Origin of the sequence: Nocardioides koreensis (assembly GCF_039531775.1) — a bacterium.
Classification (GTDB): Bacteria; Actinomycetota; Actinomycetes; order Propionibacteriales; family Nocardioidaceae; genus Nocardioides; species Nocardioides koreensis.
The window spans coordinates 167,704-180,821 of sequence record NZ_BAAAQR010000012.1; the positions used below are offsets into that span (position 1 = coordinate 167,704).

Genomic DNA, 13,118 nt, shown 5'->3' on the forward strand with positions numbered 1-13,118 from the left:
GTCAGGACACCCGGTCCAGGAACGCCAGCAGCAGCTCGTGCACCCGCTCGGGCTGCTCCATCTGCAGGAAGTGGCTGCCCCGCAGCTCGACGTACGTCGCGTCGGCGAGCCGCTCGGCGGCGGTGGCCATGTGGCGGGCCCCGGCCAGGAGGTCGAACCTGCCGGCGACGAGCTCGACCGGGACCCGCAGCCGGCTGAGCGAGACCCGGCCGTGCTCGGAGGTGCGCAGCGCCAGGTGGAAGTACCAGTCGACCGGGGTCTTGAGGAACTCGGCGACGGCGACAGCGGCCAGCTCGGGGTCGGGCACCGGGAACATGAACCCGGTACGCGTGAGCACCGCGATCCCGCGCGGGCCGACCGTCAGCCGGGACGCGACCGGGGTCAGCATCCTGCCGCCGAGCTTGAGTGCCCGCGACAGGTTCACGGTGACGGCCCGGGCCGCGAACCGCGGCAGCCACAGCGGGCCGAGCATGGTCGAGAACGTGTCGCCGGGTACGCCGGCCACCGCGAACAGCCCGGTGACCCGCTCGGGATGGGCGAGCGCGAGCTCGAACATCGTGTTGACGCCCATCGACCAGCCCACGAGCACGGCTCGGTCGACGCCGAAGTGGTCCATCACCGACAGGCCGTCCTCGACGAAGGCGTCGATGCCGACGTGCTCGGGGTCGGCCGGCCGATCGGAACCTCCGGTGCCCCGGTGGTTCCAGGAGACCACCCGCACGCCGCAGTCGGGGCGGAGCATGGCCGGCCAGGCCCAGGGGTTGGTGCCCAGGCCGTTGCACAGGACCACGGTGGGCCCGTCGATGCTGCCGTCCGGGTCGTTGGTCCACGCACGCAGCCGGGTTCCGTCGTCGGACAGCACGTCGTGGAACTCGACGGCGGTCTCGGTCACGGTGCGTGCTGCGGAGGCGGGCATGCGCCCGATTCTGCCTCAGCCGGCGTGACGGGAGTGGGAGGAGTGGCTGAGCCCGCCGGTGGGTCCGGCACGGCGGACACCGGTGGGCTCAGCCGTGTGCGGCAGCCTGCGCTGCGTCCTCCATTGCCGAGCTCCCGCCGAGGGAGGCGAGGAACTCTTCGACCTCGTCGAGCTCCGCACGCCGTTGTGCGAGCGCGGTGGAGGCGATCAGGGCGTTGCGTCGGGCCCGCTGCTGGGACTCGACCGGCCAGCTCACGACGGCGCTGACCAGACGCTGTGCCGGCTGCGTGAGCGGCGTCAGCGGCTGGGCCAGGATGGCGGTGACGTTCATGAGTGGTTCCCCCGGGGACGTGGTCGTGCCTCCACGCTAGGAGCCGCTCGCGTCGCCGGCGTCAACGTCGTGTGACGGCTGCGTGAACTCAGTCCGGCACCGGCTCGGTGAGCGCGCCGCTGCTGCTGCGGGTGGCACCGACGCTCGCCACGACGACGCACGCCATGGCAACCCACTGCACCGGTGCGAGGAACTCGCCGAGCACCACGATGCCGACCAGCGCCGCGGCGGCCGGCTCCAGGCTCATCAGGATGCTGAAGACCGCCGGAGGCAGCGAGCGCAGCGCGACCAGCTCGCAGCTGTAGGGGATCACAGAGCTGAGCAGCCCCACCGCCGCGCCCAGCAGCACGATGCGCCCGTCGGCGAGGTCCGAGCCGCCCGAGTGCAGCGCGACGGGGGTGAGCAGCAGCGTCGCGACGACGCTGGCGACGGCCAGCCCGTCCAGGCCGGGCCAGCGGCGCCCGGTCTGCGCGCTGAGCAGGATGTACGTCGCCCACGCGGCGCCGGCGAGCAGCGCGAACAGGACGCCGGCGAGCGTGACGTGGCCGCGCTCCAGCCCCAGCAGGCCGACCCCGACCGCGGCGAGCAGCACCCAGAGCAGGTCGCGCGGCCGTCGTGACCCGAGCACGGCCAGCGTCAGCGGGCCGACGAACTCGACGGTGACCGCGATCCCGAGGGGGATGCGTGCGAAGGACTGGTAGATCGCCCAGTTCATGATGCCGAGGCTCGCGCCGAAGCCGCCCACCACGAGCCAGTCCCGGGGGGTACGCCGTCGCAGCGCCGGGCGGGCCAGGAGCACGAGCGCCACGGCGCTGGTGACCAGGCGGAGCCAGACGATCAGGGTGGGCGTGACCTCGTCGAAGAGGCTCTTGGCCACGCCGGCGCCGAACTGCACCGAGAGAATCCCGACAAGCACCAGCCAGACCGGTGAAATTCGGGAAGTCACCGGGTCAATCTAGGTGTCGACGCTGCATGCTGTGACCAACGGGTCGCTGGGACGCGCCGCGCGAAGGGAGCATCTGGATGGACACCGTGCTGATGGTGGGGACCCGCAAGGGCCTGTGGCTGGGGACCTCGGACGAGGCCCGGGAGGACTGGGAGTTCACCGGCCCTCACTTCGACATGGAGGAGGTGTACTCGTGCCTGGTCGACACCCGCGGTGATCGTCCACGCCTGCTCGCCGGCACGTCCTCCCCGTGGCTGGGCCCGCAGGTCCGGCGCTCCGAGGACCTGGGGACGACGTGGCAGGACACCCCGGGCGGTGCCGTGCGCTTCCCCGACGGTGTCGACGCGACGGTGGAGCGGGTGTGGCAGCTCGTGCCCGGCGCCGAGCCCGGTGTCGTCTACGCCGGCACCGAGCCGGGGGCTGTCTTCCGCTCGGCCGACGGGGGTGAGACGTTCGCGCTGGAGCAGGCGCTGTGGGACCACCCGCACCGGCCGCAGTGGAACGCCGGCTTCGGGGGGCAGGCATTCCACACCGTGCTGCCGCACCCGGCCGACCCGGGGTCGGTGACCGTCGCCCTGTCCACCGGCGGCGTCTACCAGACCAGCGACGGCGGCGCCTCGTGGCAGCCGCGCAACCAGGGGATCCGGGCGGAGTTCCTGCCCGAGGGCCAGCAGTACCCCGAGTTCGGGCAGTGCGTGCACAAGGTGACCCGGCACCCGGCGCGACCGGAGCGGCTGTACCTCCAGAACCACGGCGGCGTCTACCGGTCCGACGACCACGGTGGGTCGTGGCACTCGATCGCGGCCGGGCTGCCGGCGGACTTCGGCTTCCCGATCGTCGTGCACCCGCACGAGCCCGACACGGTCTACGTGTTCCCGATCAACGGTGGCGACGGCCGCTACCCGCCGCAGGCCAAGGCGCGGGTGTGGCGCTCGCGGGACGCGGGGGAGACCTGGGAGGAGCTCGCCAAGGGGCTGCCCGACGGGTTCTTCGTGGCAGTGATGCGCGACGCCATGTGTGCCGACGACCACGAGCGCGCGGGCCTCTACTTCGGCGCCCGCAACGGGGCGGTCTGGGGCTCGGCCGACGAGGGCGACACGTGGCGACAGCTGGTCTGCGACCTGCCGGACGTGATGTGCGTGCGCGCCGCGGCCGTCTGAGATGAGGTCGACCCGCCCAGGAGACCTGGGCGGGTCGATGTCACTTCGATCGGGAGGTTCGCGTCAGTGCGAGCCCTCGAGCTCCTCGTCCTCGAGCTCCGCCTCGGCCCGCGTCGCCTCGATGTGGCGCTCCATCTCGCCGGTGGGCAGGCAGAACTTCATCGCCAGCGCGTAGACCACGACCGAGAACACGAGGATCAGCGGCACCGACGACTGGAACGACAGGACGTTGAGGTTGCCGGCGGCCGGCTCGGGGTAGTTGCCCAGCCACGAGATCAGCACCAGGCCGCCCAGCCACGGCAGCACCCAGCTGGCCCCCGCGGCGAAGTCCAGCTCGGGCACGTCGTTGCCGAGGGCCTTGTAGATCGGCAGCAGGACGAAGCCGATCGCCACCGCGATGGCGAGCTTCCAGACGATGTCCCAGCCCGACCAGTAGACGATCATGTTCGAGGCCCAGAAGGCGAGCACCGGGATGATGTGGCCGCCCGGCACCTTGAACGGCCGCTCGGCGTCGGGCAGGTTGCGACGCAGGGCGCCCAGCACCAGGGGACCCGAGGCGAAGGAGAGCACGGTCGCCGAGGTGATGAAGCCGACCAGCTGCTGCCAGCTGGGGAACGGCAGGAACACGATGAGACCGACCAGGAAGGTCACGATCAGCGAGACCATCGGGACACCGCGGTCGGTGGTCCGCGCAAGTGCCTGCGGGGCGTTCCGGTTCTTGGCCATGGCGTAGGAGATCCGCGAGGTCGTGGTGGTGTAGATCAGGCCGGTGTCTCCGGGGGAGACGATGGCGTCGGCGTACAGCAGCACGGCCAGCCAGGTGAGGCCGAGCGCCGTGGCCACCGCTGCCAGCGGACCGAAGTCACCGCTGAAGGACAGGGACGACCAGCTGCCCGACTTCTCCAGCGTGCTGGGGTCGAGGGCGCCGATGAAGGCGACCTGCAGCGCGACGTAGATGAGGCCGGTGATCAGCACCGAGCCGACCACCGCGATCGGGACGTTGCGGTGCGGGTTGTCGGTCTCGCCGGCGAACTCGATGCCCTGGCGGAAGCCGAGGTAGGAGAAGATGACGCCCGAGGTGGCGATCGCGGTGAACACGCCGTGCCAGCCCTGCGGCATGAAGCCGTGGCTCGTGAAGTTCTCCCCGTGGACCGCGCTGAGCAGGAAGGCCGCGATCACCAGCAGGATGATGAAGATCTTCCAGCCGACCAGGGCGTTGTTGATGCGCGCGAACCAGCGGATGCCGTAGAAGTTCACGACGACGAAGACCGCCATCAGGATGACCGCACTGACGTAGCCGAGTCCGGTCAGCGTGTAGACGGTCTCACCGGCCACCGTGTGCGCAGCCGTGAACGGCGCGTACTTGGTGGCGTACTGCAGTGCCGCCTCGACCTCGATCGGAGCCGTGGTGGCGACGGCGACCCAGGTGATCCAGCCGGCCGAGTAGCTCGCGAACGAGCCGAACGCCAGGTGGGGGAACCTGACCACACCACCGGACAGCGGGAACATCGTGCCCAGCTCGGCGTACACGAGGGCGATGAGCAGGATGAGCACCCCGCCGAGCGCCCAGGAGATGACCGCGGCCGGACCGGCCGTGACCGAGGCGTTGAGGGCGCCGAAGAGCCAGCCGGAGCCGATGATCGAGCCGACGCTGGCGAACAGCAGGCCAACGACGCCGACATGGCGTTTGAGCTGGGTGTCGCCGGATGCGGCGTTTTGCGTGTCCGTGGACATGTGCACCTTCTCTGCAAGGGGTCTGGCACGTGGAGACCGAGATCGTCCGAACACTTTCCGGTACCCGCGTCCCGGGGACGCCAAACCGGGGGGTTGGGCAAGGATTCACCCCTGAGCCACGTCGAGATCTCCCGATCGATCAGCCGGTGGTGGCCCCGGCCCGGGCGTACGTCGCGTCGTCGTCGATGTCGGTCCGGCTGTAGTCGCGCAGACCCGTGCAGGCCAACAGCGTGATGACCGCGGACACCAGCATGTAGACGGCGACGGCGTAGCCGGTCCCGAACTCGTGGATGAGGTACGTCGCCACCAGCGCCGCCGGCCCGCCGGCCACGACCGAGGCCAGCTGGTAGCCGAGCCCCGCACCGCCGTACCGCAGGGAGGTCGGGAACGACTCCGCGATCAGCGAGGCCTGCGGGCCGTACTGCATCGCGTGGGGGACCAGGCCCAGGCAGAGCGCCACGAACACCAGCCAGCTGATCCCGCTGTCGAGCATCGTGAAGTAGGCGAAGCCCCAGATGCCGGTGATGGCGGCGCCGGTCATGTAGACGCGCTTGCGCCCCACGGAGTCGGAGAGGTGGCCGAAGTACGGCACCAGGAAGAACTCGAGCCCCGCGGCGACCAGGGTCCCGACCAGGACGAAGTTCTTGGTGTAGCCGTGGGTGTCGTCGGTCAGGTAGGCGAGCACGAACGCGGTGACGACGTAGAACGGCATCTGCTCCGACATCCGCACCAGCGCCGAGAGCAGGATCTCCCGGGGGTGCTGACGGATCACCTCGAGCACCGGAGCACGCCGGATCCGGCGCTGCTGCACCGCCTTCGCGAACATCGGGGTCTCGAGGATCTGCAGCCGGATGTAGAGACCGATCGCGACCATCAGCAGGCTGAGCAGGAACGGGATCCGCCAGCCCCACGCGAGGAACTGCTCGTCGGTGAGGACTCCGTTGAAGAGCGTCAGCAGCGCCGTACCCAGGATCAGGCCGCAGGCCACGCCGAGCTGCGGCCAGCTGCCCATCAGACCGCGGCGCTTCTGGTCGCCCCACTCCATGGACAGCAGCACCGACCCGCTCCACTCGCCGCCGACCGCGACGCCCTGCAGCACGCGCAGGACGATCAGGCAGATCGCGGCGGCGCCGCCCCAGGTGTGGGCACTGGGCAGGAAGCCGATCAGGGCGGTGGAGATCCCCATCAGCAGGAGCGTGACGATCAGGGTGGCCTTGCGGCCGATCCGGTCACCCCAGTGCCCGAAGATCGCCGCGCCGATGGGCCGCGCCGCGAACCCGACGAAGTACGTCGCGAACGACTCCAGCGTCCCCACGTAGTGCGAGGAGTTGGGGAAGAACACGTCGGGGAAGACGAGGGCGGCCGCGGTGCCGTAGAGGAAGTAGTCGTACCACTCGATGGTGGTGCCGACCGTGCTGGCGATGGCCGCCCTGCGGATCTGGCGGCGGTGCTCGTCGGTGCCCTCGGCCGCGCGGGCGGCCCGGGCCGACTGGGAGTTGAGTGTCATCGGAGTGCCTCTCTCCTGCGTCCGACGGCGCAGGTCCACCCGGTCCTTTCCCGGATCCGGCGCGTGGCATGCGTCACACGCCGGGAGGAGTCAGCCGACGACGCTGAGGACGAGGTCGACCGTGCGCGTCGTGACCGGGTCGTCGAGCAGCTCCGCGACCCAGTCGGCGTTGTCGGTGCGCTGCTCGTCGGTGGTGGCTGCCAGCCACCGCTCACAGCCGGTGCGGGCGATGTGGTGGGTCTGCGCCACGAGCATGGTCAGGTCGCCGGGCCCGGCGAGCCGGGCGGGCCCGCCGGCCGCCGCGTAGGCGTCGTACAGCGCGCGCATGCGTACGGCGTCGCCGCAGCCGAACTCGAAGAGCACCAGCGCGAGCTCGTGGGCCGGGTCGGCGGCGCCGCAGTTCTCCCAGTCGAGGACCACCAGGTCCCCGGAGGGACGGCGCAGCAGGTTGTCGGCCCACAGGTCGCGGTGGCACATCCGCACGTCGCCGGGCGGGGCGAGCAGCGACTCGACCTCGAGCATCTCGGGCAGCAGATCGGCGAGACGCCCGGCGAACGGGGCACCGGCGGCCTCGAGCCGGGCCACGAGCTCCTCCCACCCGGTGCGGCCGACCGGGTCGACGTACCAGCCGTCCACGGGCCCGTCCGACTCCACCGCGACCCGGTGGACAGCCGCGACGACCTGCCCCACCGCGGCAGGGTCGAGGCGACGCTCGCTCGGCTGCACGTCGACCCATCCGTAGACGCGGACCGGCCCCTCCACGTCGCAGAGCACGGCGCCGGACCGGGCGCGCACCACGGGCGGCATCGGTACGCCGGCCCGGCGTACGGCGTCCTGGTAGCCCGCATCCCGCTCGGCGTCCTCGACGGAGACCGGGACCACGAAGTCCTTGACCGCGTAGCAGCCGAGGTCGGTGGTCAGCTGCCAGATGCGCCCGAGGCGCCCGGTCGCCACCGGGCCCACCAGGCGCGCGCCGGTGCCGAGCCCGTAGGCCCGCGACACCTGCTCGGCCAGCCGCACGTCCAGCACCCGGCCAGAGTAGGGCTGCGGGACTCCTCCCGGTGGCTGGATGCTTCTCGATGGTCGGGCAGGTCGAGACCTCTCCTGTCCCGCGCGACTAGGCTCGGCGGCATGACGGACGAGCGCGCCCAGGACGGCCGGATCGACATCAAGCCGCGGTCCCGCGACGTCACCGACGGCCTCGAGAAGGCCGCTGCGCGCGGGATGCTGCGCGCGGTCGGGATGGGCGACGAGGACTTCGCCAAGCCCCAGATCGGCGTCGCGTCGAGCTGGAACGAGATCACCCCGTGCAACCTGTCGCTGGACCGGCTCGCGAAGGCCGTGAAGAACGGCGTGCACGCGGCCGGTGGCTACCCGCTGGAGTTCGGCACCATCTCGGTGTCCGACGGCATCTCGATGGGCCACGAGGGCATGCACTTCTCCCTGGTCTCCCGCGAGGTGATCGCGGACTCGGTGGAGACCGTGATGATGGCCGAGCGGCTGGACGGCTCGGTCCTGCTGGCGGGCTGCGACAAGTCGCTCCCGGGCATGCTGATGGCGGCCGCGCGGCTCGACCTCGCCAGCGTCTTCCTGTACGCCGGGTCGATCATGCCCGGCCAGGTGGACGGCCGCGACGTCACGATCATCGATGCCTTCGAGGCGGTCGGCGCCTGCCTGGCCGGGAAGATCAGCCGCGACGAGGTCGACCGGATCGAGCGCGCCATCTGCCCGGGGGAGGGCGCGTGTGGCGGCATGTACACCGCTAACACGATGGCCGCGGTCGGCGAGGCGCTGGGCATGTCCCTGCCCGGCTCGGCCGCACCGCCGGCGGTCGACCGGCGCCGCGACGGCTTCGCGCACCGCTCCGGCGAGGCCGTGGTCGAGATGCTCCGGCGAGGCATCACCGCCCGCCAGGTCATGACGCTGGAGGCGTTCGAGAACGCGATCACGGTCGTGATGGCCCTCGGTGGCTCGACCAACGCCGTGCTCCACCTGCTCGCGATCGCCCGCGAGGCCGACGTCCCGCTGACGATCGATGACTTCAACCGGATCGGCGACAAGGTGCCGCACCTCGGTGACCTCAAGCCGTTCGGCAGGTACGTCATGAACGACGTCGACAAGGTCGGCGGCATCCCCATGGTGATGAAGGCGCTGCTCGACGCCGGACTGCTGCACGGGGACTGCCTGACCGTGACCGGGAAGACGATGGCCGAGAACCTCGAGGCCCTCGCGCCGCCGGCCGTCGACGACGAGGTGATCCGCCGGCTGGACCGCCCGATCCACAAGACCGGGGGGCTGACGATCCTCAAGGGGTCGCTGGCGCCCGAGGGCGCGGTCGTGAAGACCGCCGGCTTCGACGAGTCGGTGTTCACCGGGACCGCGCGCGTCTTCGACGGCGAGCGCGCCGCGATGGATGCGCTGGCCGCCGGCCGGGTCGTCGCCGGCGACGGCGTGGTGATCCGCTACGAGGGTCCCAAGGGTGGCCCCGGGATGCGCGAGATGCTGGCGATCACCGGCGCCATCAAGGGCGCCGGGCTCGGCAAGGACGTGCTGCTCCTGACCGACGGCCGTTTCTCCGGCGGCACCACCGGCCTGTGCGTCGGGCACGTGGCCCCGGAGGCCGCCGACGGCGGGCCGATCGCGTTCGTCCGCGACGGTGACCGGATCACGCTCGACGTCGCCAACCGCCTGCTCGAGGTGGAGATCGAGGACCTCGAGGAGCGCCGACAGGGCTGGGAGCCGAACCCGCCGAAGTACACCCGCGGCGTGCTCGGCAAGTACGCCAAGGTCGTGCAGTCCGCCGCGCACGGCGCGGTCACCAGCTGACGCCCCGGCTCCTCGCCGTCGGCCCGCACGCCGGCGCCCACCGGGTGGCGCTGCGGGCCGGCGTCAGCGTGCTCGTCCCGCTGCTGGTGCTGTGGGCGATCGACCAGCAGCAGTGGTCGATCTACGCCGCCTTCGGCGCCTTCACCTCGCTCTACGGGCGCAACCACGTGCACCTGTCCCGCACCAGGATGCAGCTGACGCTGGCCGTGCTGCTCACGCTCGCCACCACGGCCGGGGTGGTGGTTGGCCTGTCTGCGCACCGGGCGTGGCTCGCGGTGCCGGCCACCGCGCTGGTCGCGGTCGGCGGTTCCCTGGTCTCCGACGCCCAGGACTGGCACCCACCCGGCCCACTGTTCCTGGTCTTCGCCTTCGCCGCCCGCGCGTCCCTGCCGAGCGAGCCCGCCGACGTCCTCGCCGCCGTGCTCGTCGCGGGTGCGTCCGCGGGGTTCTCGGTGCTGGTCGGTGGCGCCGGCGCGTGGTGGCGCCACGCCCGCGCCCGGCGTGCGGCCGGGGGGCAGGGCGCCTCCGGGCCGGCCCGGTCCGGGCCGGCCCTGCGGCGGGCGTCGTACGGCGAGGTCGCGCGCCGCCACGCGCTGCGCAACGGTCTCGCGGTCGCGATCGCCGGCTCCCTCGCGACCGCCGTGGGCATCGGGCACCCGTACTGGGCGATGGTCTCCGCGGTGGTGCCGCTCGCCGCGCGCGACCTGGGCCAGCAGGTGACCCGGGGGCTGCACCGGGTCATCGGCACCGGGCTGGGCCTGGGAATGGCGGCGGTCCTGTTCGCGCTCGACCCACGGGGGCTGCTGCTGATCCTGGTCATCGTGCTGCTCCAGGTCGGCGCCGAGCTGCTGGTCGGGCGGAACTACGCGCTGGCGCTCGTCGCGGTGACCCCGCTGGCGCTGCTGATGGTGCACGTCGTCGCACCCACCCCCGCCGGCACGCTGCTGTGGGACCGCGGCCTCGAGACCTTGATCGGGGTGGTCATCGGCCTGGCTGTCGGGTACCTGACCCGTCGGCCGGTGGCGGCACCGACGGAGGCCGGGTCCTCCGAGGGGCGGCGAACGGGGCTTGGGCGGAGCCGGCGCGTGATCTGATGTCCCTGTGCGTTCTCGGTTCCCGGCACTCGTCGCCCTGCTGCTCCTGATCCTCCCGGTCGTCGTCACCGTTGGCCCCGCCGGCGCGACCGAGCACCCGGTCGGCACCCAGCGATCCACGATCCGGGCGGCCGTCACCGGGGCCGGTGTCTCCGTCTCGGACGTGGACGTCACGAGAAGATCCCGCGACGTCGTCGCGCACGTCCGCCTGACGGGCTCCGTGCGCGTGGCGGCGGTCCGGCTGAGCCTCGTCGACGGCCCCTCGGACCCCCACAACGGAGGCTCCCGCGCCTATCCGCGGCTGTTCGACGATCAGCTCGCCACCCGCACGGCAGGGACGGCGCGGGACGGTCGCTGGGAGCTGCGCATCCGCGTGCCGCGCTACGCGCCGCCCACCGACTACCACCTCGCGGTGCGCGCGACGCTCGCGTCCGGCCGAGACGTGTTCCGGGCCACGGAGCCGTTGCTCCACGTCACCGACGCCGAGCCCGACGTCACCCCGGCGACCCTGGTCCGGATGGCCCGGCCCGGCGTCGATCAGCAGGTGTCTCGGGCGGGGCGCCTGAGGGTCCGCGTGCAGACGACCGATGCGCGTTCCGGTGTGGACCAGGTGCAGGTCTGCTGGGGGCCTCTCTCCGGAGAGATCACCGGCTACTGCGGGGACCTGTCGAAGATCCGGGGCGACCGGCACGACGGTGTCTGGGGCGCCGCGCTGACGATGCGGGACATGCCACTGGGCCCCGCCGAGATCGAGGTGAACGTCTGGGACCGCGGCGGTCTCGAGTCGTCCTGGCTGGGCCCGAGCCATGCCGGCACGCCGTACACCGACCTGATCCCGGGCGGCCGCGGCGGGTTCGAGGTCGTCGAGTGAGCCGCACGGGGTAGACATGTCCGCGTGAGTGATGCGACTGCCGCCCGGCTCGACCATGACGACCCGTTGGCCAAGCACCGCGACCTGTTCGTCGGCGCCGAGAGCTCGCTGGTCTACTTCGACGGCAACTCGCTCGGTCGACCGTTGCGGGTGACGGGGGAGAGGCTGGCCCGCTTCGTCGACGGGGAGTGGGGCGGACGCCTGATCCGGGGCTGGGACGAGCGCTGGTTCGACCTGCCCCTGGCCGTCGGCGACGAGCTGGCCCGGATCGTGTTGGGCGCGGGGCCCGGCCAGACGACCGTCGGTGACTCCACCACGGTGCTGCTCTACAAGGCGATGCGGGCCGCGCTGGCCGCGCGGCCGGACCGCTCCGAGATCGTGCTGGACCGCGACAACTTCCCGACCGACCGCTACCTGGCGCAGGGCGTCGCCGAGGAGTGCGGGGTCCGGTTGCGCTGGATCGAGGTCGACACCGCGGGCGGCGTCACTGCGGAACAGCTCGCCGAGGCGGTGGGCCCGGACACGGCCCTGGTCCTGCTCAGCCACGTCGCCTACCGCTCGGCCTGGCTGGCTGACATGGGCGAGCTGACCCGCATCGCGCACGACGCCGGGGCGCTGGTCCTGTGGGACCTCAGCCACTCCGTCGGCTCGGTCCCGATCCAGCTCGACGCGTGCGAGGTCGACCTCGCCGTGGGTTGCTCCTACAAGTACCTCAACGGCGGGCCGGGCTCGCCGGCCTTCGTGTACGTCGCAGCACGCCACCTCGAGCGGTTCACCCAGCCGGTCCAGGGCTGGATGGGTGCGGCGGACCCGTTCCTGATGGGTCCGGACTACGCGCCGGCCGAGGGCATTCGGCGCTTCCTGTCCGGCACGCCACCGATCGTCGGCATGCTGGCGATGCAGGACATGCTGGCGCTGCTCGACGAGGTCGGGATGGCGGCCGTCCGGGAGAAGTCGGTCGCGCTGACCGAGTACGCCGTCCAGGTCGCCGGGGAGGTCCTCGCTCCCGCAGGGGTCGGGCTCGCCTCGCCCCGCGACCCCGACCTGCGGGGCGGCCACGTGACCCTCAACCATCCGTTGATGCGGGAGGCGACCGCGGCGTTGTGGCAACGCGACGTCATCCCCGACTACCGCGATCCCCACGGCCTGCGCCTCGGTCTCTCGCCGCTCTCCACGTCGTACGACGAGGTGCGGCGCGGCGTGGAGGCGGTCCGCGAGGTGCTGGACGGGCTGCCCGGCTGAGCCGCCCAGCACCCCGAAACCGCCTCTGACCTGCGACGATGGGCGTGGCGATCCGAGGGGCCACCCCCGGATTTGATTGTTGGTGGCCGGTTCTCTAATGTTCTCCGGGTCGCCAGGGAGCGGCGGGCTGCAAGATCGGTTGATCGGGTGGCCGGCCCCCGGTGGCCACTTCCTCATTGTCACTCTTTTCCGGGTGGATGGGTGCGCGCCCTGCGGGGTGGGTCCCGGACATCGGGGTGGTTGTGGTGTGTGTGGGGGTGGGTGGAAAGTGAAATCGCCTCGAATTGCGGGGTGGAAAACGATCCGCTAAAGTTTACGAAGTCGCCGCAGGCAAGGGGCCGGGAAAGGCCTTGAGTCACGGTGTGCGTCTGATTCTTGAGAACTCAACAGTGTGTCATAGTCGACGAATTAGTTTGTTATGCCCCGTTTTCTGTGGTCTTTGGATCATGGGATACGGATTTCTTTGGTGAGACAATGATTCTGGCGATAAC

General features: G+C 71.5%; 11 protein-coding genes. 5 read left to right on the forward strand and 6 right to left on the reverse strand.

Translation table 11 applies throughout. The features are described from left to right. Position 1 precedes the first annotated feature (1 nt). The 3 genes from ABD268_RS18155 to ABD268_RS18165 form a co-directional block, all read right to left on the reverse strand. Positions 2-916: an alpha/beta fold hydrolase gene (locus tag ABD268_RS18155; RefSeq protein WP_344155569.1), complete on the reverse strand. Its 915-nt coding sequence runs from the start codon at positions 914-916 to the stop codon at positions 2-4. An 88-nt stretch (positions 917-1,004) separates the two neighbouring features. After that, the gene (locus ABD268_RS18160) at positions 1,005-1,247 is read right to left on the reverse strand and encodes a hypothetical protein (protein WP_344155572.1); all 243 of its coding nucleotides are present in this window, start codon (positions 1,245-1,247) and stop codon (positions 1,005-1,007) included. A gap of 88 nt (positions 1,248-1,335) precedes the next feature. Then, positions 1,336-2,193 (reverse strand): EamA family transporter, encoded by an 858-nt coding sequence (locus tag ABD268_RS18165; RefSeq protein ID WP_344155575.1) that lies wholly within the window; start codon positions 2,191-2,193, stop codon positions 1,336-1,338. 77 nt (positions 2,194-2,270) lie between these two features. On the opposite strand from ABD268_RS18165, the gene ABD268_RS18170 reads away from it, so the two are divergent. Then, a complete protein-coding gene (locus ABD268_RS18170; RefSeq protein ID WP_344155578.1) occupies positions 2,271-3,353 on the forward strand; it encodes a WD40/YVTN/BNR-like repeat-containing protein in 1,083 nt (360 codons plus the stop codon). Between the two features lie 63 nt (positions 3,354-3,416). On the opposite strand, the gene ABD268_RS18175 is transcribed toward ABD268_RS18170, so the two are convergent. The 3 genes from ABD268_RS18175 to ABD268_RS18185 all read right to left on the reverse strand — a co-directional run bounded on the left by ABD268_RS18175 (position 3,417) and on the right by ABD268_RS18185 (position 7,623). Beyond that, positions 3,417-5,087: an APC family permease gene (locus tag ABD268_RS18175; RefSeq protein WP_344155581.1), complete on the reverse strand. Its 1,671-nt coding sequence runs from the start codon at positions 5,085-5,087 to the stop codon at positions 3,417-3,419. A 139-nt stretch (positions 5,088-5,226) separates the two neighbouring features. After that, the gene (locus tag ABD268_RS18180; protein ID WP_344155584.1) at positions 5,227-6,594 is read right to left on the reverse strand and encodes an MFS transporter; all 1,368 of its coding nucleotides are present in this window, start codon (positions 6,592-6,594) and stop codon (positions 5,227-5,229) included. A gap of 90 nt (positions 6,595-6,684) precedes the next feature. Then, a complete protein-coding gene (locus ABD268_RS18185) occupies positions 6,685-7,623 on the reverse strand; it encodes a phosphotransferase (RefSeq protein ID WP_344155587.1) in 939 nt (312 codons plus the stop codon). 102 nt (positions 7,624-7,725) lie between these two features. On the opposite strand from ABD268_RS18185, the gene ilvD reads away from it, so the two are divergent. The 4 genes from ilvD to ABD268_RS18205 are packed head-to-tail and all read left to right on the forward strand — an operon-like array spanning position 7,726 to position 12,627. Beyond that, positions 7,726-9,420 (forward strand): dihydroxy-acid dehydratase, encoded by a 1,695-nt coding sequence (ilvD, locus tag ABD268_RS18190; protein WP_344155590.1) that lies wholly within the window; start codon positions 7,726-7,728, stop codon positions 9,418-9,420. Between the two features lie 44 nt (positions 9,421-9,464). Beyond that, positions 9,465-10,514, forward strand: coding sequence for an FUSC family protein (locus tag ABD268_RS18195; RefSeq protein ID WP_344155593.1), 1,050 nt, complete (start codon positions 9,465-9,467; stop codon positions 10,512-10,514). 7 nt (positions 10,515-10,521) lie between these two features. Then, positions 10,522-11,385 (forward strand): hypothetical protein, encoded by an 864-nt coding sequence (locus tag ABD268_RS18200; protein WP_344155596.1) that lies wholly within the window; start codon positions 10,522-10,524, stop codon positions 11,383-11,385. A 24-nt stretch (positions 11,386-11,409) separates the two neighbouring features. Beyond that, the gene (locus ABD268_RS18205; RefSeq protein ID WP_344155599.1) at positions 11,410-12,627 is read left to right on the forward strand and encodes a kynureninase; all 1,218 of its coding nucleotides are present in this window, start codon (positions 11,410-11,412) and stop codon (positions 12,625-12,627) included. Positions 12,628-13,118: the final 491 nt, after the last annotated feature.